The 20,598-nt window shown below is 63.2% G+C and carries 19 protein-coding genes; 10 read left to right on the forward strand and 9 right to left on the reverse strand.

What is annotated here, in order from left to right; all coding sequences use genetic code 11:
- Positions 1 to 52: 52 nt before the first annotated feature.
- The 3 genes from V3C33_06630 to V3C33_06640 are packed head-to-tail and all read right to left on the reverse strand — an operon-like array spanning position 53 to position 1,284.
- On the reverse strand, positions 53 to 928 hold the full coding sequence (locus V3C33_06630) for a DNA-formamidopyrimidine glycosylase family protein (GenBank protein XAS68940.1): 876 nt from the start codon (positions 926 to 928) through the stop codon (positions 53 to 55).
- Positions 929 to 931: 3 nt separating this feature from the next.
- Positions 932 to 1,129 carry a hypothetical protein gene (locus tag V3C33_06635; protein XAS68941.1) on the reverse strand — a complete coding sequence of 66 codons (198 nt, stop codon included), beginning with the start codon at positions 1,127 to 1,129 and terminating at the stop codon, positions 932 to 934.
- Positions 1,126 to 1,284, reverse strand: a complete 159-nt coding sequence (locus V3C33_06640) for a hypothetical protein (GenBank protein ID XAS68942.1) — start codon at positions 1,282 to 1,284, stop codon at positions 1,126 to 1,128. Before V3C33_06640 ends, V3C33_06635 begins: the two co-directional genes overlap by 4 nt.
- A 118-nt stretch (positions 1,285 to 1,402) precedes the next feature.
- Between V3C33_06640 and gcvH the strand changes: the two genes are divergently transcribed.
- The 5 genes from gcvH (at position 1,403) to V3C33_06665 (ending at position 4,480) form a co-directional block, all read left to right on the forward strand.
- Positions 1,403 to 1,789 (forward strand): glycine cleavage system protein GcvH, encoded by a 387-nt coding sequence (gcvH, locus tag V3C33_06645; GenBank protein XAS68943.1) that lies wholly within the window; start codon positions 1,403 to 1,405, stop codon positions 1,787 to 1,789.
- A gap of 133 nt (positions 1,790 to 1,922) precedes the next feature.
- Positions 1,923 to 2,399, forward strand: coding sequence for an FHA domain-containing protein (locus tag V3C33_06650; protein XAS68944.1), 477 nt, complete (start codon positions 1,923 to 1,925; stop codon positions 2,397 to 2,399).
- 23 nt (positions 2,400 to 2,422) lie between these two features.
- Positions 2,423 to 3,139 (forward strand): MerR family transcriptional regulator, encoded by a 717-nt coding sequence (locus tag V3C33_06655; protein ID XAS69673.1) that lies wholly within the window; start codon positions 2,423 to 2,425, stop codon positions 3,137 to 3,139.
- Positions 3,139 to 3,642: a bifunctional nuclease family protein gene (locus V3C33_06660; protein ID XAS68945.1), complete on the forward strand. Its 504-nt coding sequence runs from the start codon at positions 3,139 to 3,141 to the stop codon at positions 3,640 to 3,642. Before V3C33_06655 ends, V3C33_06660 begins: the two co-directional genes overlap by 1 nt.
- 241 nt (positions 3,643 to 3,883) lie before the next feature.
- Positions 3,884 to 4,480: a MerR family transcriptional regulator gene (locus V3C33_06665; GenBank protein ID XAS68946.1), complete on the forward strand. Its 597-nt coding sequence runs from the start codon at positions 3,884 to 3,886 to the stop codon at positions 4,478 to 4,480.
- Between the two features lie 77 nt (positions 4,481 to 4,557).
- Here the strand turns inward: V3C33_06665 and V3C33_06670 are convergent, their stop codons facing one another.
- Complete coding sequence (locus V3C33_06670; GenBank protein XAS68947.1) at positions 4,558 to 5,379, reverse strand: ParA family protein; 822 nt, start codon at positions 5,377 to 5,379, stop codon at positions 4,558 to 4,560.
- A gap of 309 nt (positions 5,380 to 5,688) precedes the next feature.
- Here V3C33_06670 and V3C33_06675 point away from each other — a divergent pair, with 309 nt between their 5' ends.
- Together V3C33_06675 and V3C33_06680 are read left to right on the forward strand one after the other, a co-directional pair.
- On the forward strand, positions 5,689 to 9,084 hold the full coding sequence (locus tag V3C33_06675) for a pyruvate carboxylase (GenBank protein XAS68948.1): 3,396 nt from the start codon (positions 5,689 to 5,691) through the stop codon (positions 9,082 to 9,084).
- A 106-nt stretch (positions 9,085 to 9,190) separates the two neighbouring features.
- Positions 9,191 to 10,564, forward strand: a complete 1,374-nt coding sequence (locus V3C33_06680) for a hypothetical protein (protein ID XAS68949.1) — start codon at positions 9,191 to 9,193, stop codon at positions 10,562 to 10,564.
- A gap of 103 nt (positions 10,565 to 10,667) precedes the next feature.
- Here V3C33_06680 and V3C33_06685 read toward each other — a convergent pair whose 3' ends face one another.
- Positions 10,668 to 12,482, reverse strand: coding sequence for a long-chain fatty acid--CoA ligase (locus tag V3C33_06685; protein XAS68950.1), 1,815 nt, complete (start codon positions 12,480 to 12,482; stop codon positions 10,668 to 10,670).
- Positions 12,483 to 12,725: 243 nt separating this feature from the next.
- On the opposite strand from V3C33_06685, the gene V3C33_06690 reads away from it, so the two are divergent.
- Complete coding sequence (locus V3C33_06690; protein XAS69674.1) at positions 12,726 to 13,751, forward strand: ROK family glucokinase; 1,026 nt, start codon at positions 12,726 to 12,728, stop codon at positions 13,749 to 13,751.
- A gap of 33 nt (positions 13,752 to 13,784) precedes the next feature.
- On the opposite strand, the gene V3C33_06695 is transcribed toward V3C33_06690, so the two are convergent.
- From V3C33_06695 to V3C33_06705, 3 genes are read right to left on the reverse strand one after another with little or no spacing between them, the layout of a single operon-like run.
- Positions 13,785 to 14,372: a hypothetical protein gene (locus V3C33_06695; GenBank protein ID XAS68951.1), complete on the reverse strand. Its 588-nt coding sequence runs from the start codon at positions 14,370 to 14,372 to the stop codon at positions 13,785 to 13,787.
- Positions 14,365 to 15,180 (reverse strand): alpha/beta fold hydrolase, encoded by an 816-nt coding sequence (locus V3C33_06700; GenBank protein ID XAS68952.1) that lies wholly within the window; start codon positions 15,178 to 15,180, stop codon positions 14,365 to 14,367. The genes V3C33_06695 and V3C33_06700 overlap by 8 nt, the downstream gene beginning before the upstream one ends.
- A complete protein-coding gene (locus V3C33_06705) occupies positions 15,177 to 15,965 on the reverse strand; it encodes an alpha/beta fold hydrolase (GenBank protein ID XAS68953.1) in 789 nt (262 codons plus the stop codon). Before V3C33_06705 ends, V3C33_06700 begins: the two co-directional genes overlap by 4 nt.
- 111 nt (positions 15,966 to 16,076) lie before the next feature.
- On the opposite strand from V3C33_06705, the gene V3C33_06710 reads away from it, so the two are divergent.
- Together V3C33_06710 and V3C33_06715 are read left to right on the forward strand one after the other, a co-directional pair.
- Entirely contained in the window at positions 16,077 to 16,940 is an 864-nt protein-coding gene (locus V3C33_06710; GenBank protein ID XAS68954.1) for a lysophospholipid acyltransferase family protein, read from the forward strand.
- Between the two features lie 72 nt (positions 16,941 to 17,012).
- Positions 17,013 to 18,404, forward strand: a complete 1,392-nt coding sequence (locus tag V3C33_06715; protein ID XAS68955.1) for a 3-deoxy-7-phosphoheptulonate synthase class II — start codon at positions 17,013 to 17,015, stop codon at positions 18,402 to 18,404.
- A 73-nt stretch (positions 18,405 to 18,477) separates the two neighbouring features.
- Here V3C33_06715 and pknB read toward each other — a convergent pair whose 3' ends face one another.
- Positions 18,478 to 20,589 (reverse strand): Stk1 family PASTA domain-containing Ser/Thr kinase, encoded by a 2,112-nt coding sequence (gene pknB / locus V3C33_06720; protein ID XAS68956.1) that lies wholly within the window; start codon positions 20,587 to 20,589, stop codon positions 18,478 to 18,480.
- Positions 20,590 to 20,598: the final 9 nt, after the last annotated feature.

The raw sequence follows: 20,598 nt of genomic DNA on the forward strand, positions 1-20,598 counted from the left end.
AGATCTTGTCCGCGTTCGAAGACGGCTACATGGCCCTGCCGTCACGGGGAGGCTACTTGAGGAAGCGGGAGGTCCGGCGGTCCGCCAGGATCTTCCCGCTGGCCTGGCACGTGGGGCAATACTGCAGCGCTGTGTCGGCAAAGGAAACCTCGCGGACCGTGTCGCCGCAAACAGGGCAGGGCTCGCCGGTGCGGCCATGTACCCTCATGCGGCTCCGCTTGGAGTCCTTGAGTTCGCTGGGCGCCTTACCCGACGCCTCCGTTGCGGCACGCCCCAGAACGCTGCGGATTGACTCGTAAAGGGTCCGGACGGCACCCGGGTCCAGGGATTTGGCGACGGCGAAGGGGGATATCCGGGCGGCATGAAGGATCTCGTCGCTGTACGCGTTCCCGATACCCGCGATGGAGCTCTGACTTCGCAGCAGCCCCTTGACCTGTTGCCGACTCCCAGCAAGAATCCCGGCCAGCGTCGCCGCATCGAAATGGGGGCTGAGCGGATCGGGTCCAAGGGCTGCTAGACCCGGAACGTCCAGGGGATCACGCACGACATAGACGGCCAGGCTCTTCTTTGTTCCCGCTTCGGTCAGGTCCACTCCGACGTGTGTGCTGGAGCCGTCCCTGGTGAACTCAAGCCGTGCGGCGATGTTGCTTTGTCCCAGCTTAAGTTGGATTGAGGAAGGTGATTCCGTGTAGCGGAGCCATCCCGCCCTGGCGAGATGAAAGACGAACCACACACCGTCGGCATCAAGGCAGATGAACTTCCCGAATCGTTCCACGCCGGCTATTTTCCGGCCCTCCAGCACGGAGTAGGGCGGGTCTGCGGTTTTGAGTACCGCGAAAGAGGCGATCTGGACTTTCGTCAGGACGGCTCCGCCCAGGTGAGTCCTCAGGAAGGAGCACAGCGCCGCCACCTCGGGAAGTTCCGGCATGCGCTACCTCGTGTCGGCTCTGCCGTCGAGGTCCGGTTTCCCGTCAAAGAGATCGGCGGCGCGCGTCTTGGCGTCGTCCAGAAACGCGGCAGCACCCGACGTCGGACGGCCGGCGGCGGTGCGTTCGGCGCCGCGGGCTTCTTTTTCAATGTTGTTGGCTGCCTTCAATCGCTCGGCTTCCGCCTGCCAGAAGGCCTTCATTTGTCTGCCGCGGCCGCGCCAAACGGTCCAAAGAATGAAGTCAGCAGGTTGGGCGTGGCCAGGGCCACTGCCAACAGCACGTAAAACATGCCCATCAGGACCCCGGCGCCCCAATTGCCTTTTTTCCTGGCCGGGACATGCGCATGTTCTGTCATGGCACCCATCATGCCAGAGTCCATCTCCCGGCCTGCGGGGATGTGCCTATACTTTCACCGGTGGCATGTTCCGCACGCCGCCGTTGACATTGGTGATTGACCCGATGAAAGGCCCCTGATGAGCAACATTCCCGCAGATCTCTCCTACACCGCCGAGCACGAATGGGTATCTTCGCCGAACGCCGATGGTGTGGTCCGCGTGGGCATTACTGACTTCGCGCAGGATGCGCTCGGTGATGTTGTGTACGCACAGATGCCCGAGGTCGGCACCGCCGTCACGGCAAATGATGTGGTGGGCGAGGTCGAATCCACCAAAAGCGTCAGCGACATCTATGCCCCTGTTACGGGAGAAATCGTTGCCCGCAATGAGGCACTGGACACCGATTCCGCGCTCATTAACACCGACCCCTACGGGAAGGGCTGGCTTCTGGAAGTCAAGCTCGCCGAGGCCGGAGCCGTAGACTCGTTGCTCAGTGCATCGGAATACGAACAGCAGGTAGGCTAAAGCTAACCGGTTCGTCCGGCTGGCCATTTTGATCAATGGCCGGCACTCGGACCGTGAACCGGATCTGCCAGGCTTTTCCGGACGGTATGCGTTGATTTCAGGCAGGATATCTGCAACGGAAGAGGAGGAATCCATGGTTGGCCACGAACAGAACCACGCCAATGGCGAATACGGCAAGGGTGAAGTCCAGGCTTCGGAGACAACCTCGATCAACCTCACTCCTGTTAATGACGAGCCATCAATAGCGCCCAAACTGTCTCGGGAGGAGCGCTCGGCTGTGGCGGCGCTGCCTTCGGGCTCAGCACTGCTCGTTGCTCACAGCGGGCCGAACTCAGGCGCCAGATTCCTGCTTGACTCCGATATCACCACCGCCGGACGCCACCCAGACGCCGAGATCTTCCTCGACGACGTCACTGTTTCCCGCCGCCACGTCGAATTCCGGCGCACGCCAAAGAGCTTTGAAGTGGTGGACACAGGAAGCCTCAACGGCACCTACGTCAATCACGACCGCGTGGACAGCGTTGAGCTCAGGTCCGGAAACGAAGTCCAGATCGGCAAATTCCGCCTCACCTTCTACTTGAGCCCTGCCCGCGCAGCAGGCCCTGCCTGATCCCGGGGCAGCTGCCCGTGGCAATGGCACAACCGGAACGCCGTGGACCCCAGGTCCTGAACATCGGGGAAGTACTGGCTCAGCTGAGCGATGACTTTCCGGGTATGACGGCGTCGAAAATCAGGTTTCTAGAAGAAAAGGGCCTGATTAACCCCCGCCGCACCCCTGCCGGCTACCGGCAGTACTCAGACAGTGACGTTGAGCGCCTCCGGTTCGTCCTGGCACTTCAGCGCGACCAGTACCTGCCGCTGAAGGTCATCAAGGAATATCTGGACGCGATCGACCGTGGAGAGCGCCCGGAGAACCTTCCTCCCGGAGTCACTGTCTCACCGCGCATCGTCTCGGACGAGCTCGCTGCCGAGTTGCAGAACCGGGCGCGCAAGCTCAGCGAAGAGCAACTGCGAACGGAGTCAGGGGCGAGCGTTCCGCTGCTGCAGTCCCTCCTGAGCTTCGGCCTGATCGGCCACGTCAACGGCAAGTTCGATGAACACTCCCTGCAGGTGGCGCGCGCCTGCGTCCAGCTGGAGAGCCATGGCCTGGAACCCCGGCATCTCCGGCCTTTCCAAGCCGCCGCGGAACGCGAGTTCGGCCTCGTGGAGCGCGCTGTGGCCACTCTGACTTCGAGGAAGGACGCTGCCTCCCAGGCGCGCGCTGCAGAGGCCGCCCGTGAGATCAGCGATCTCTGTCTGACCCTGCACCGTGCACTGGTCCAGGACCGTATTTCACGCATGGACATCTGATGATCGAAGTCGAGATCGTGGGTGTCCGCATCGAACTGCCGTCCAACCAGCCCCTGGTATTGCTGCGCGAGATCCACGGCGAACGCCACGTACCCATCTGGATCGGAACGCCGGAAGCCAGCGCTATTGCCCTGGCCCAACAGGGCGTGGTCCCGCCACGGCCAATGACCCACGATCTAATGGTGGACGTGGTGGAGTCGCTGGGCCATTCCATTGTCAGCGTGAACATTGTGGCAGTGGAAGACAACATTTTTTACGGCCAGCTGCAGTTCGAAAACGGCGTCACGGTCAGTTCCCGGGCGTCCGATGCCCTGGCAGTCGCTTTGCGGGCCAAGTGCCGCATCTGGTGCGCGGATTCCGTGATGGATGAGGCGGGCGTCAGAATCACTGAACACGACGACGGTGAGGAAACCGAGCCTGGTCCCACGGTGGACGAAGAGGGCGAACTCCGGCGGTTCCGCGAGTTCCTGGACGACGTTGAGCCGGAGGATTTCGACGGCTGAGGTCACATTAAGGTTAAACTTGAGGCTGAAAGATTCGACACGCCCCTTGAATAGCCCGAACGTCTTTGACCTTGGGCCGCCGCAGGCCTAACGTCGAAGGTACCAAGTTCCCATTGCATACGACAGCCGCGCCAGTCACACTGAAGAGTGCAACCCCGGCCAAATTACATGGATGAATTTCATGCCTGTGATTGCTGTTGCTGCAACTTCCTCAGGGGAGCTTATGACAAGGAGGATCCACGTGAGTCCGAAAGGCGAAGCAGGCGAGTTGAAGCATCCCTCGACGGCCGGTGTTGCTGTGCCCGCGAGCGGCGCCCAGGGCCTTCTCTTCACAGAGGATCTTCCGGTTCTTGATGAGGACGCGGGATACCGTGGTCCCACCGCCTGCAAGGCAGCCGGCATTACCTACCGTCAACTGGACTACTGGGCACGGACCGGCCTGGTGGAGCCCGCAGTGCGCGGTGCCGCGGGTTCCGGTTCACAGCGTCTCTATGGATTCCGGGACATCCTGGTGCTTAAGGTCGTCAAGCGGCTGCTGGACACCGGCGTTTCCCTTCAGCAGATCCGCTCGGCCGTGGAACACCTTCGGGAGCGCGGTGTGGAGGATCTGGCCCAGATCACGCTGATGAGCGATGGCGCCAGCGTGTACGAATGCACCTCCGCCGATGAAGTCATTGACCTCGTCCAGGGTGGTCAGGGCGTGTTTGGCATTGCTGTTGGCCGTGTGTGGCGTGAAGTTGAAGGCAGCCTGGCGTCGCTTCCCAGCGAACACGCAGTGGAGCAGTCGTTCCCGGACGATGAACTGAGCAAGAGGCGGTCTGCCCGTAAGATCGGCTAAGCACAGGTTTACAAGGCAAAGGCCGTCTTCCGTTCGGAAGGCGGCCTTTGCCTTGTCCGTTGGGGGAACGCGGCGCTCTAGCGCTGGCTTCGGCTGCGCATTCCGTTTCCTGCCGTCATGAGGTTGCCCAACAGAGTATCGAACAGGGCCGAGGCGTTCTTGGCGGAGTCGCCGGGCCAGTGATGCACTGAATGTGCAGCCCCTTGGATCTGCTGCCAGTTGGCCTGCTCCGGAATGTGAGGCGTCAGCAGGAGCTCGCCAAACATGGAATCCATTTCGGCCAGCCGGAAGGTGTGTTCGGAGGACCCGCTGCGTACCCGGTTTGCCACAATGCCTGCCGGCGACAGGTTGGGAGCGAATTCCTGCCGGAACAACTGGATCGCCCTCATGGTGCGCTCTGTGCCGGCCACCGAGAAGAGGCCTGGCTCGGCAACCAGGGTGACTTTGTCGCTCGCGGACCACGCCATCCGGGTCAGTCCATTGAGCGATGGCGGGCAATCGATCAGGACCAGCTGGTACTTGTCCGCACCGGCCAGCACTGCGGACAGACGGCGGAGATCGCGACGGCCCAGATCAGGGCGGTCATAGATTCCTGTATAGGCAGAGCCCACGGCCACGTCAAGCACCGCAGGGCGGTCGCCGCTGTGGTCCGCCCGCTCAACCCAACCGCTTTGCACAACGTTTTCCGCCAGGCGGGCCTTACGCGGGTTCTTGAGCATCCTGCCGATATCCAGCTGATCACGGGGCTGTACCCCCAGAGCTGTGCTTGCGTCCGCATGGGGATCTAGATCCACCACAAGCGTGGGGATGCCGGCGGCAAGGGCCGCAGACGCCAATCCGGTGGTGACGGATGTCTTGCCGACACCGCCTTTGAGGCTGCTGATGCTGACTACTTGCACTTGAAAAACCAATACCTAACGCCGGTTGCCGTGTTGGGGTAGTTTCGGTGCCGGCAGTGCCGGCACCGGGGGAGGGCTTCCACCACCCCAATCATCATCATATGTTGATGCGCCCTTGAAACCTGCCTTATCCGGCATGGGCATGGCACATCGGAGCAGAAGGTACGGACCGGAATCGTCAAGGCGGCGAAAGCGCAGGGGACATGACGGATAATGTAGTGATAGTGGCCACAGCGATTTGTGTTTCCACTCGCCCGTCTTGGACACTGTGACCACCTACAGACACACCCGCAATGATGCAGGAGAAGTATGTTTTCCAAGATTCTGGTGGCCAACCGCGGCGAAATCGCCATCCGCGCCTTCCGCGCCAGCTACGAGCTGGGCGCCAAGACCGTTGCTGTGTTCCCTAACGAGGACCGCAACTCAATCCACCGGCAGAAAGCGGATGAGGCGTATCTCATAGGCGAAGAGGGCCACCCGGTCCGCGCCTACCTGGATGTGGCCGAAGTCGTGCGCGTGGCCAAAGAGTCCGGCGCTGACGCCATCTACCCCGGCTACGGCTTCCTGTCTGAGAACCCGGATCTTGCGCGGGCCGCCAAGGCAGCAGGCATCACGTTCGTGGGCCCGCCGGCCGAAGTTCTTGAGCTTGCAGGCAACAAAGTTGCCGCACTTGAGGCAGCCCGCAAGGCTGGAGTTCCCGTGCTGAACTCGAGTGCGCCGTCCAAGGACGTGGACGAACTGATTGCCGCCGCGGACGTTATTGGTTTCCCCATTTTCGCCAAGGCCGTTGCCGGCGGTGGTGGCCGCGGCATGCGCCGCGTTGACACCCGCGAAGCACTTCCCGAGGCGCTGCAGGCTGCCATGCGCGAAGCCGACGCCGCTTTTGGCGATCCCACCATGTTTCTGGAGCAGGCGGTGCTGCGCCCCCGCCACATCGAGGTCCAGATCCTGGCGGACGCCGAGGGAAACGTCATCCACCTGTTTGAGCGCGACTGCTCCATCCAGCGCCGCCATCAGAAGGTCATTGAGATCGCCCCGGCCCCCAACCTTGACGAGGGGATCCGGCAGGCGCTGTACCGTGACGCCGTCAAATTCGCCAAGGCGCTGAACTATGTCAATGCCGGTACGGTCGAGTTCCTCGTGGACACCGTGGGTGAGCGCGCCGGGCAACACGTCTTCATCGAGATGAACCCCCGGATCCAGGTGGAGCACACGGTCACGGAAGAAGTCACGGACGTTGACCTTGTCCAGGCCCAGTTGCGGATTGCAGCCGGGGAATCGCTGGCGGACCTTGGCCTCTCGCAGGAAACAGTCCACCTTAAGGGTGCCGCCCTTCAGTGCCGCATCACCACCGAAGACCCCGCCAACGGTTTCCGCCCCGACGTCGGAAAGATCACCGGCTACCGTTCGGCCGGCGGCGCCGGCGTAAGGCTCGACGGCGGTACGGTCTACTCGGGTGCCGAAATCAGCCCACACTTTGACTCGCTGCTGGTGAAGCTGACCTGCCGCGGACGCGATTACCCGGCCGCCGTGGCCCGCGCGCGCCGGGCTCTCGCCGAGTTCCGGATCCGCGGTGTGTCCACCAACATTTCCTTCCTCCAGGCGGTCCTGGACGATGCGGACTTCATCGCCGGAAACGTTGCCACCTCATTCATCGACGAACGCCCCGAGCTGCTGAAGTCCCGTGTGTCTGCCGACCGCGGAACCAAGCTGCTGACCTGGCTCGCCGAAGTCACGGTAAACAAGCCCAACGGCGAACTTATGGTCCATTCCGATCCGGCCGCCAAGCTGCCGGCAACCGGTGAAGCGGAGCTCCTGCCCGGGTCGCGCCAGCGCCTCCAGGAAGTCGGTCCGGAAGCGTTCGCCAAGGCTCTTCGTCAGCAGACGGCCGTCGCCGTGACGGACACGACGTTCCGCGATGCCCACCAGTCGCTGCTGGCCACAAGGGTCCGCACCCGGGATCTGGTTGCCGCGGGCCCGGCGGTGTCTTCGCTGCTCCCTGAACTGTTCTCGGTCGAAGCCTGGGGTGGCGCCACGTATGACGTCGCTCTGCGCTTCCTCGGCGAAGATCCGTGGGACCGCCTTGCGGCCCTGCGGAAGGCCCTGCCCAACATCTGCCTCCAGATGCTGCTCCGTGGACGCAATACGGTGGGTTACACGCCATATCCGGAAGAAGTGACGGAGGCATTCGTCAACGAGGCCGCCGCCACCGGTATCGACATCTTCCGCATTTTCGATGCCCTCAACGATGTCAACCAGATGGCGCCTGCCATCCGCGCGGTCAGGGCCACCGGCACCGCCGTCGCCGAAGTTGCCCTCTGCTACACCGGCGACATGCTGGATCCGGACGAGAAGCTCTACACGCTTGATTACTATCTGGGCCTGGCCCAGAAGATCGTGGACGCCGGTGCGCATATTCTTGCCATCAAGGACATGGCCGGGCTGCTCCGCCCGGCGGCCGCTGCAAAGCTTGTGGCGGCGCTCCGTGAACGGTTTGATCTTCCGGTCCACCTGCACACCCATGACACGGCAGGCGGCCAGCTGGCCACGCTGCTCGCGGCCGTGGACGCCGGCGTGGATGCCGTGGACGTCGCTTCCGCGTCACTTGCCGGCACGACCAGTCAGCCGTCGGCTTCTGCACTTGTGGCGGCCCTGGCCCATACAGACCGTGATACCGGCCTCAGCCTGGCCAGCGTGAGCTCGCTCGAGCCGTACTGGGAAGCCGTGCGGCGCGTGTACGCGCCGTTCGAATCCGGGCTGCCGGGCCCCACGGGCCGGGTCTATCAGCACGAGATCCCCGGCGGCCAGCTCTCCAATCTCCGGCAGCAGGCCATGGCTCTTGGCCTGGGTGAACGGTTTGAGGCGATTGAGGACATGTACACGGCTGCGGACCGTATCCTGGGACGCCTTGTCAAGGTCACGCCGTCGTCCAAGGTTGTGGGTGATCTGGCCCTCCACCTCGTTGGCCTCAACGCCGATCCCGCGGATTTCAACGAGAACCCGCAGAACTACGACATCCCGGACTCTGTGATCGGCTTCCTGTCCGGTGAGCTCGGTGACCCGCCCGGAGGATGGCCGGAACCGTTCCGCACCAAGGCACTGCAGGGCCGCAGCATCAAGGTGCGCGACGCCGAGCTCAGCGCCGAGGACAGTGCAGCTCTCCAGGGTGATTCCAAGACCCGCCAGCAGACGCTGAACCGGCTGCTCTTTGAGGGACCCACCAGGGACTACCTCAAGAGCGTGGAATCGTATGGCAACCTTTCGGTCCTGGACACGAGGGACTACCTCTACGGACTTCAGCGCGGCGAAGAGCACGTCATCCAGCTGGAGAAAGGCGTCCGCCTGATCGCGTCGCTGGAAGCCGTATCCGAGCCGGATGAGAAAGGCATGCGTGCTGTGATGTGCACGCTGAACGGCCAGTCCCGTCCAGTGCTGGTACGTGACCGTTCGGTGGTCAGCAACGTGAAGGCTGCCGAAAAGGCCGACCCTGCCCAGCAGGGCCACGTGGCCGCGCCGTTTGCTGGTGCCGTCACCGTGACGGTCAAAGCCGGAGACACCGTCAGTGCGGGCGATACCGTCGCCACGATCGAGGCCATGAAAATGGAGGCATCGATCACGACGCCGGTAGCCGGCAGGGTTTCGCGGCTGGCCATTTCGGCTGTGGAACAGGTCCAGGGCGGCGATCTCCTGCTGGTGGTGGAGTAGGCAAGCGGGATGGATGCGGGCACAAAGCGTTAGGCTGGGTGCTGACTGAAGTCTGTGGGGACGGCGTTGGCCGTCCCCACAGCATTCAATACATCGAGCGGGAGCCATGACGCAGACGAATACGCCCAAGCCCGCGCCGCGGCCCGCCCGGAACCCCAAGGTGACGGCGCCGGAATCCAAAGAAGCCGCATCTGCAGTGCAGGGACCGGTGGAGGTCCCAGTTGAGGCTGCGGTTGGCTTACCGTCAGGTGAAATCAGCGTAGTCACGGTCTCCGATGCCCAGGACCGTACCTCCGCCGGGTCGCTTTCGGCGTTCACTGCGCTGTCAGCTCCGAAATCCGAGGCAGTCCCAATGCCGGCCGTGACAGCCGGTGTTTTTGAACCGGAAGGCGGCTGGAGCCCTCTTGGCGCTCCCGTTACCCGCGATGTTGAACCCGGAGACTTCAAGCCGCAGGACGATGCTGGCCCTGACGCCGGGACGGCCGGGCGAGAGTTCAGCGAACACCAATTGAGTGAACACTACTTCAGCGAACGTCGGGAGCGTGCCGAGGGCCCTGAACCTGCAGCTGCGCTCACCGCCGACCGCCTTCTGAGCAAGATGGCCGCGCCTCCTGCTGGCGGCTGGCGGCTGTGGCTGTTCCAGGCAACGTTTGGCTACGTCAACGTTGGTGACTCGGACAAAGTCCGGATCCAGCGGGCCATGGAACACCGGATCGCCCTGCGTCTGGGGGATCGGACCCGCTACGTGCCAGTCCTGTCCCGCAAGGGCGGTGTGGGAAAAACCACGGTGACCACCCTGCTGGGAATGGTCCTGGCGGATCTCCGTGAAGACCGTGTCATTGCCATGGATGCCAATCCTGACCGCGGTACTCTGTCTGACCGTTCACCGGGCCGTGCGGACTTCACCGCCCGCCAGCTCGTGAAGGACAGATTCACGGTCAACTCCTTCGCCCAGCTTTCCAACTACACAGCCCGCGATGGATCGCGCCTGGACATTCTGGCCTCGGATACCGATCCCATGGTGGCTCATGCGTTTGATGACTCCGACTACCGTGCGGTCACGGATATCCTGGGCCGCTACTACTCCATTGTGCTGACCGACTCCGGCACCGGAATGGTGCACTCGGTCATGAAGGGCACCCTGGAGAAGGCTGATTCAGTGGTGCTGGTCTCCGGCGGAAGCGTGGATGAAGCCCGGCTGGCTTCCGAGACATTGTCCTGGCTCGAGGCACACGGCCGCCAGGACCTGGTGGCGCGGGCCACCGTGGTCATCAACTTGGCGGCCGGTGAAGGGACGCTGGTAAACATCGATGAAATCGAGCAGCACTTTCTTTCCCGCGTCAAGAACGTTGTGCGGATTCCGCATGACCGTCACCTCGCTGAAGGATCGCGGATTGAACTCCGCCAGCTGAAGCCCGCCACCCGGACGGCTGCGGTGGAATTGGCGGCTCTGGTGGTGGACGAGCTGCAGCAGGGCTGACACTTGAACGAAAGAGGGTCCTTCCGGCGAACGCCGGAAGGACCCTCTTTCATCAGCCGAGACCAGTGCGGAACAACTCGGGGTGGTGCCTCAGCGCCGAGGCCTATTTGGGCCGGGGAGCGCTGTACAGTTCCTCAATAACGCCGTCAAAGTCCTTCATGACCTGTGCCCGCTTCACTTTCATGGACGGCGTCAGATGTCCCGAGGCCTCGGTGAAATCGGACGGTATGATCCGGAAGGACTTGATGGCTTCCGCCTTTGAAACAGACAAGTTGGCGTGGGTGATGAGTTCCTGGACAGCCGCCTTGATCACGGTGTGGTCTGTAGCCTCATTGAGGGAGGTGGTAGCCGGGAGCCCGTGGCGCTGCAGCCATCCCGGGAGTGCCTCTTCATCGAGGGTGACGAGGGCGCCGATGAACGGGCGGTTGTCGCCCACCACCAGCACCTGTGAAACCAGGGCATCGGCACGGATCTGGTCCTCCAGGAGCGCCGGAACCACGTTCTTGCCGCTGGCCGTGACAATGATTTCCTTCTTGCGGCCGGTGATTCTGAGGAAGCCCTTTTCGTCCAGCTGGCCGATGTCGCCGGTGCGGAACCAGCCGTCTGCAAACGCTTCAGTCGTGAGGTCATCGCGCCTGTAGTAGCCCCTCATAACGCAGACACCCTTGGCGAGGATCTCGCCGTCGTCTGCGATTTTCACAGAGTTGCCGGGGAGAGGGGCGCCCACAGAGCCGATCTTGATCAGCGAAGGCGTATTCACGGAGATGGGGGCGGTGGTCTCGGTCAGTCCGTAGCCTTCGAGGATCTGGAGGCCGATGCCCTGGAAGAAATGGCCCAGCCGTTCGCCCAGCGGTCCACCACCGGAAACTGCGTGCGCAACCTGGCCGCCCATCGCCGCGCGGAGCTTGCCGTACACAAGCTTGTCGAACAGTGCGTGCTTGAGCCTAAGGCCGAGGCCGATGTGGCCGTCCTGCCTGGCACGGGAGTACGCAATGGCAGTGTCTGCAGCCTTGTGGAAGATGGCTCCCTTGCCACCGTCCTCCGCCTTGGTCAATGCCGAATTGTACACCTTTTCAAACACCCGGGGTACGGCCAGGATGAAGGTTGGCTTGTAGCTCTGAAGATCCGGGAGCAGGTGCTTGATATCAGGGGTGTGCGCCACCTTGACACCGGCAGCGACCGCCAGCACAGAGATGAACCGTGCGAATACATGGGCCAGGGGCAGGAACATGATTGTCTTCGACTGCTCGTTGACGATCTTGGACAACGATGTTGCCAGCGCATTCTCGGAGAGTTCCACAAAGTTGCCGTGCGTGAGCTCGCATCCCTTGGGGCGGCCGGTGGTTCCCGAGGTATAGATGATGGTGGCGACGTCACTGAGGTTGGCTGTGTGGCGGCGGGCTTCCAGATCGCTGTCACTGACGCCTGCTCCGGCCGCACGGACAGTGTCAAGTCCGGTGCCTTCGAGCTGCCAAACGTGCTTGAGGGCGGTGAGTCCTTCCGAGGTGGCGGCCTGCCGGATGATGTCCTCGTGGTGTGCAGCCTCGCCGAACGCGGCAACCGCGCCTGAGTCGCCGAGATTCCACGCAACCTGGGTGGGCGACGACGTTTCATAGATGGGAACGGAGATTGCGCCCGCGAACCAGATTGCGAAGTCGATGAGGGCCCATTCGTAACGGGTCCGCGACATAATTCCAACACGGTCGCCGACGCCAACGCCACTTGCCATCAGGCCCTTCGCCAGGGCTGAGACGTCAGCCAGGAAATCCTTGGCTGGGACATCCTGCCATTGGCCCGCGGCGTCCAGACATGAAAATAGTGCGGGATTGGTTGGCTTGGCGGCCTGCCGCACCACCAGATCGGTGATGTTGGTTTCCGGGGGTACGTTCACCAGGGGCGGAACTCTGAATTCGCGCACGATAGCTCCTTTGATATCCATAGACCCGCACAGGGTTCCACATAACACTAGTACGCCTGATGCGGGGGTGTGCTGAATTTAACCTACTGGCGAGTAACTTTACTGTTAAGCACCGGAAATCCGCTAATTCCGGACACATCGACGGGCTCAACAGACTGCCACCTAGAATGGGGAATTATGGATTCCCCCCTGCTCAGTGACCAGCCCGCACCACGCCCCAGGGCTGCGGCATGGCGCCGCAGGATGCGTCAAATCCAGAACGGGGAGTCCAGCGGCCGGGGCTTCCGTGAACACCTCAGGCTCGGACGCAAAGGGCTGGCCATCGGCATCGACATCGGCGGAACCAAGGTGGCCGCAGGCGTGGTGGACTCCGATGGCAGGATTCTCAGTGAAGCTCGGCGGTCCACACCCGGAAGTGATCCGCGTGCCGTTGAACAGGTGATCGTGGAGCTCGTCGAAGAGCTTGGCCGCGGCCACCGGATCTGGTCCGTCGGCATCGGTGCCGCGGGCTGGATGGACCTCGACGGCGGCACTGTGCTTTTCAGCCCGCATCTGGCCTGGCGCAATGAACCTCTAAGGGACAACCTGCAACGACTCCTGCGGCGTCCGGTTCTCCTGACAAACGACGCCGACGCCGCTGGCTGGGCGGAGTGGCGATTCGGGGCGGGGCACGGGCAGGACCGGCTGGTCTGCATCACGCTCGGCACCGGCATCGGCGGGGCCATGGTGATGGACGGTCGCCTCGAGCGCGGTCGATTCGGGGTAGCCGGAGAATTCGGCCATCAGATCATCATGCCGGGCGGGCACCGTTGTGAATGCGGTAACCGCGGGTGCTGGGAACAGTACGCGTCCGGTAACGCCTTGGGCCGGGAAGCCAGGGTGCTGGCGTTGGCCAATTCACCGGTGGCCCAGGAACTGTTGAAGGCGGTAGACAGCCAGGCCGACCGCATTACCGGGGCCATTGTAACCGAGCTGGCGATCTCCGGGGATGCTGCTTCAAGGGAGCTGTTGGAGGAAGTAGGTGAGTGGCTGGGCCTGGGCCTGGCCAATCTGGCCGCGGCACTTGACCCCGGAATGTTCGTGATCGGCGGTGGATTGTGCTCGGCAGGGGAGCTGCTCGTGGAGCCGGCCCGCAAGGCGTTCGCCAGGAACCTGACCGGCCGCGGCTTCCGTCCCGCAGCCGGAATCGAGCTTGCCGCGCTGGGTCCGAATGCCGGGCTGATCGGGGCCGCAGACCTGTCGCGCGTCAGCAGCCGCATGCACGGCTGACCGGAAACTCAGCTGACCGCAGCCGGCGGAGTCTCAGACGCGGGCGCCGTCGTCGTTCTCGTCTTTCTCCTGCGGCAGCTTCATGATCAGGTAGACCACAGCCACCACAAAGGCTGCCACGATCCCCAGAATGGCCATCAGCGGTGCTGACCGCCAGAACATGGCCGACAGAAGCAAGGCTATGGGTCCGCCCACCGCACCCAGCCATGCAAGCATGGTCAACGGGTCGGTACCGGACAAACTGGGCGGCTCCTCCGGCACAAATCCACCGGCATCGTCGTCCACACCGTAGTCCCGCGGGCCCGGCAGGACTGGCGACGGATCGGCCGCCGCGGGCGTTGAAGCAGCTGCAGCCTGCCGCTCTGCCGCGGAAGGTTCAGTCGGGACAGACGCGGAGAGGCCCAGCGGATCGAAATCCCTGAACCGGGCGGCGCCCGCGCCGTCAGCCTCTGCCGGCTCCGCCGTTACCGCTGCCTCAGGCGTGTCTCCCGCCACGGCAGGATCGACGCCGGCATTACCCATGCCGGGGGTGTCGGCCTCAAGCCGGGCCACAAGATCCAGCCAGACAGCGTCGTCCTCGTTAGCGCTCTGATCGGGGGAACCCGAATCGGGCCTAGTCATCGGTGGAGACCTCCTGACCGGCCTGGCCGGCTTGGCTCGCGGAAGATTCGGTGGAACCGGCGAGAACTGTCCGGATGAAGTCTGCTGAGCCGCGGAAGATCTCTTCGGCGTCGTTGTCCAGAGTTGCCACGTGGTAGCTGTTCTCGAGCCGGCTCAGCTGAAGCGGGGCATGGGTCAGGCCGCGCCGCAACGCCACGATGCTCGAGTCCGAAACAACGTGGTCCACGGTGGAACGGAACACGCGGACCGGCGCGGTGATCCTGGGCAACAGCTTGAGGGTGTCCTTAAACATCTTGTTGAGTTCATGCGCGGCCGCGACGGGCGTCCGAGGATACCCGCCCTCGTCCATTCCGGGTTTGAGGATGTCATTGGCAATCGCCGGGGTGCTCTTGAGCACCAGTTTCAGGATGCCCGCAAGCGGGGCACGGGGATCGTCAATGACCAGGCCCGGGTTCACCAGAATTGTCCCCGCAACTGGACGGGTGGCAGCTATGCGCAGCGCCAGCGTCCCACCCATGGAAAGGCCGGCAGAGAATACGTAGTCACACTCTTCTTCGAGTTCGAGGTAGGCGGCGTCGAAGGCATCGTGCCACTGTTTCCAGCGTGTCTGCCCCAGTTCCTGCCAGGTGGTGCCGTGACCGGGAAGCAATGGCATCCGAACGGCGAAGCCGGCTTCAGTCAGGGAGGTTGCCCACGCACGGAGGCCGTGCGGACTGCCGGTGAAACCGTGCGAGAGTGCCACGCCCACACGCGGCCCCTGGCCGGTGAACGGGCTGTTGAAAGGGCTGTGATCCGGAAGTATGCTCATGATGACTCCGACGATACGTTGTGGTGTGCGTGCACCAGGAAGAACTGCGCGGACAGCCCAAAAATTTCAGGGGCATCCACATCCAGCGTGGCAACGTGCCCGCTGTTGGCCAGGTTGACCACCTCAAGTCCGTCCGATCCGAGTCGCTCTCTCATCATTGCCAACGATGATGGCGGCACCACCGCATCTGTCATCGATTTGAAGACCAGAACCGGTGCGCTGATACGGCGAAGGCCGTGGCCTGCCGCCCTGAACAGCTTTTTCAGTTGGTGGACTGACGCCAGCGGTGTGCGCGAATAGTCGCCGTCCCGGGTGGGTGCCGTCGTCGGGTTGTCCTCTTCGATGGGCACGGTGGTGCGCTGGAAGTACTTGAGGATGCCGATGATCCGGATTCGGCTGTCGTAAAAGCTCAGCCCCGGGTTCACCACCACAACGCCGGTGACCGGCCGTCGGGAGGCCGTGAGCAAGGCAATTGCGCCGCCCATCGACAGCCCGGCGACATAACACGCATCCGTCCGGGCAGCGAGTTCCAGATAGGCGGTTTCGAAGCTGCCGTGCCATTCGTGCCAGCTGGATCGGGCAAGCTGCTGCCAGTCGGTTCCGTGGCCGGGCAGCAGCGGCACCGAAACGGCAAAACCTTGTGCAGCCAGATACTCGGCCCAGGGCAGGACACTCAGCGGGCTGCCCGTAAAGCCGTGGCAGATGGCAATGCCGGTCCTTGCGTTGGGGCCATGGCCCGGGTAGTTGAAAGCGGCAGGCGTCGTCGGGGTGCTGCTTTCTGTCATAAGTCCATCGTGTCACTGTTCGTGGCAAATCTCACTAGAGTAGGGTGGCAATGGAGTGCTGGCCGGGCCCGACGCTGTGCCGGCCGGCTACCTTCCGGAGGGGTAAGTCACGTGTTTTACTGGGTCATGAAAAGGATCTTCCTGGGTCCGGCACTCCGGCTGCTTTTCCGGCCGTGGGTCAAGGGGCTGGACAATGTTCCGGCCGAGGGCGCGGCAATTATTGCCTCCAACCACCTTTCCTTCTCCGACTCGATTTTCATGCCCCTTATGGTGCCGCGGCCAGTCATTTTTCTGGCGAAATCCGAGTACTTCACCGGCACAGGATTCAAGGGCCGACTCACCGCTCTTTTCTTCCGGCTAACCAACCAGTTGCCCATGGACCGCTCCGGCGGTGCCGCATCTGCCGCCTCCCTCAACGCGGGAATGGATGTGCTGACGCACGGTGGCCTGCTGGGCATTTACCCTGAGGGAACCCGCAGCCCCGATGCGCGGCTCTACCGGGGAAAAGTCGGCGTCGCCAAGCTGGCGCTCCAGGCGGGCGTTCCGGTAATACCGGTGGCCATGATCGGAACGGACAAGGTCCAGCCGATCGGGAAACGGATGCCCAACATCCGGCGGATCGGGATGATCTTCGGCGAGCCGCTGGATTTCAGTAGATATCAGGGGTTGGAAGAGGACCGTCTGATCCAGCGGTCGGTTGCGGACGAGATCATGTATGAGCTTATGCGCCTCTCCGGTCAGGAGTACGTTGACGAATACGCTGCAGTGGTGAAGCTGCAGCTGGCAGGGAAGGCCGCGGCGAAAGCAGCCGGACCTGATGGGTCAGCCGCAGCGGCCCCCGGGACCGGACCAAATGCCGGACCGGATGCCACGCCGGCGTCCGAGACGGCGCCGGAAGCTGGTCCGGAGACCAGGCCCGCGACCGGCAGCGGGCCTGAGGGACTGAACGGCGACGGGACCTCCCGCACCGCATGAGTGTGACGGCGCTCCCATGCCTAATGACGGTTCCGGTGTTCTGATCCCGGGTCCGGCAACTAGTCTTAGAGGGTGACTGAGCTATCTGCGAAACCTGCCTCTCCATTGACCAGCACCGCGCAGAGCGGTGCCGCCGATTATCCCGGACTGGACACCTGGCGCGATCTGCCGGTTTCCCAACAGCCCAGCTGGCAGGACAAGGACGTCTTCGGCGCATCTGTCAAGGAACTCTCCGTTCTCCCGCCGCTGGTATTCGCCGGTGAAGTGGACATCCTCCGGGAACGGCTGGCAGCAGCCGCGCAGGGCAAGGCATTCCTCCTTCAGGGTGGCGACTGCGCCGAAACCTTCGATGCCGCAACAGCGGACAAGATCAGCGCCAGGGTCAAGACCATCCTCCAGATGGCGGTGGTGCTCACCTATGGTGCTGCCCTTCCCGTGATCAAGATGGGCCGTATGGCAGGCCAGTTCGCCAAGCCCCGCTCCTCCAACGACGAAACCCGCGACGGCGTGACGCTTCCGGCGTACCGCGGCGACATCGTCAACGGCTACGACTTCACCCCCGAGTCCCGCGGCCACGATGCCGGCAGGATGCTCAAGGCCTACCACACCTCCGCCTCCACCCTGAATCTGATCCGGGCCTTCACGCAGGGCGGCTTCGCCGATCTGCGGCTGGTGCACCACTGGAACAAGGGCTTCACCGAGAACCCGGCACACGCACGCTACGAGTCATTGGCCAGGGACATCGACCGCGCCATCAAGTTCATGGCTTCCTGCGGTGCCGACTTCGAGGCGCTCAAGCGGGTGGAATTCTTCGCCAGCCACGAGGCACTGCTCCTGGACTATGAGCGCGCCCTGACCCGCATTGATTCGCGTACAGGGTTCCCGTACGACACCTCTGCCCACTTCCTTTGGATCGGAGAACGGACGCGCGAGCTGGACCACGCCCACGTTGACTTCCTTTCCCGGGTCCGCAATCCGATCGGCGTCAAGCTCGGGCCTTCCACTTCTGGCGACGATGCCCTGCGGCTCATTGACAAGCTGGATCCGGACCGTGAACCGGGCAGGCTCACGTTCATCACACGCATGGGTGCCGGAAACATCCGTGAGAAGCTTCCCGCCCTTGTGGAGAAGGTCACGGCCTCGGGTGCCCGGGTTCTTTGGGTCACCGATCCCATGCACGGCAACACTGTCACCTCGCCCAACGGGTATAAAACCCGCAACTTCGACGACGTCATCGACGAGGTGCGAGGGTTCTTCGAAGTCCACCACGCCCTCGGAACCATCCCGGGCGGCCTGCATGTCGAGATGACGGGCGACGACGTCGCCGAGTGCCTGGGCGGAGCCGACCCCGTCGATCAGGAAGCCTTCCTGGACCGCTACGAATCCGTCTGCGATCCCCGGCTCAACCACATGCAGTCCCTCGAGATGGCGTTCCTGGTCGCTGGAGCACTTTCCAAAAACTGAGCACGCACCAACTGGGTAGCAGCACACGCTGGTCAGCGGCCGCGAAGCGTCATGTGCTGCTACCCAGTTGGGTTTAGACCACAGTCAGGGTGATGACTGATCCCTCGGGCACCTCGGTGTCCACGGGATCCTGATCCCGGACTGTGCCGAAGAATCCACCCAGAATGTTATCGACCCTCACTTCGAAGCCGAGCTTTTCCAGTTCCTTGCGTGCATCATTGGCCTGCTTGCCGATGAAGCTGGGAACCCGGACCAACTTGGGGCCCTTGGATACGGTGAGTGTCACCGACGCACCCCTGGTGAGTGTCCCGGTAGAGGGTGTCTGGCTCACCACGGCGCCCTGGGGGATCTTCTTGTCGTTGACGGGTTCCGGTGCGATGACCGCCTTGAGGCCCTTCGCTTCAATTGCCTTCACCGCGTCATCCTGGGCCTGTCCACGGACGTCCGGCACCGGAATGGGCTGGGGCCCCTTGGAGACGGCCAAGCTGACCGGCGTGCCGTGCCTGGAGGGGGTTCCAGCAGCTGGATTCTGGGCGAGGACAGTGCCTGCGGCGGCGGACTCATCAAACTTTTCCGTGATCGGCCCCAGCGTCATTTCGGCGCCACCGAGGGCAGACTTGGCCTCATCCAGGGATTTCCCGGTCAGTTTAGGCAACGGGAACAACTGTGGCCCCTTGGACACAAACAGTGACACCTGCTGGAACTTACGGATCTCGGTTCCTGCATCAGGTTCGGATCCCACCACGAGTCCTGCCACGACGTCGTCGTCAAAAACATCCTTGGTGCTGGACTGGAAACCGGCCGTGCGCAGGAGCTGTTGCGCTTCGGCCACGGTTTTGTTTGCCACCGGCGGGACTGTGCCCGGTGAACCGGGACCCATCCCGAAGAACCAGCCTGCGCCTGTCGCCAGCAGGGCGGCAATGATCAGGATTATGACCCACAGGACACCCCGGCGGCGGGAGTTGCCTTCGCGAAGGGTACGCACCGGAGTTGCGGCTGCTTTGGACCGCGCCTTCTGGTCCTCGCGGTCCAGCTTTCGCCGTGTCCTTTTGCTGACAGGGGCCGGTGGCTCCCCGTAGGCGGCGCCCCCGGACGGCCCCTGGTATTGATTTCGTCCAGCGTGCTGATTCTGGCCGGGCAAGGAGGGCTGGGGAATCACCGTGGTGGGGTTGCTGGTGTGCGAAATGATTTCAGTCGGCCGTTGCACCGGAGAGAGCACTTCGGTGTACTGGTGCTCCGGGGGGCGTGCGGGCGCGTGGGTCGCGCTGGTCCGGGGCGGGTGTCCCGGGACAGCGTCAGGTGCGGCGGCCAAAGCTGCCGGGGGCTGCAGGTCCAGCTCCGCGTCGGTGAGGTGGGTGCGGATGTGCCGCAGCTCGGACAGGAGAGCGTTGCCGTCCACCGGACGGTTCTCGGGATCATTCGCCGTGCACCACTGGATCAGTTCATCCAGTTCATCAGCAAGTCCGGGAACCTGAATCGACGGCGCCGCGACAGCGGAGTTAACGTGCTGGTAGGCCACCTGGATGGGGACCTCGCCGTCGAACGGCTGTTTTCCGGTGATCATCTCGTAGAGCATGATCCCGGCCGAGTATATGTCGCTGCGGGCGTCAGCCTGCTTGCCGAGGACCAGCTCGGGGGAGAGGTAGGCAACGGTGCCGATGAGTGCGCCGGTGCTGGTGGAAGTAGTGACGGCCCGCGCAAGGCCGAAGTCGCCGATCTTTATCCGGCCGTCATCGGCAATAAGGACGTTCTCCGGCTTGACGTCACGGTGGATCAGGCCGGCGGCGTGCGCTGCTCCGAGTCCTTCGACCACCGGATCAATTAAGGCGAGTGCCAGTCGTGGCGACAACGCGCCCTTGGCATTAATGACGTCGCGGAGGGTGTGTCCTTTGATGTACTCCATGACCAGATAGGCGGTCTGGCCGTCGTTTCCCTGGTCGAGTACCCCCACAACATGCGCGTGCGACAGCTTCGCTGCCGCCTTGGCTTCACGCCCGAGCCGGTCCAGGAAATTACCGTCGTTGACCAGATGCGGGTGGAGGACCTTAAGGGCCACGTCCCGCTCCAGACGCTGGTCGGTTGCCAGATAGACAGTGGACATGCCGCCGCGCGCGAGCTTGGACAGAACGCGATAGCGGTTGTCCACCAGCGTTCCGACGAGATTGCCCTGCACGTGTTCCTGCACCCTACGATC

Source organism: Micrococcaceae bacterium Sec5.7, from assembly GCA_039636785.1.
Lineage (GTDB): Bacteria > Actinomycetota > Actinomycetes > Actinomycetales > Micrococcaceae > Arthrobacter.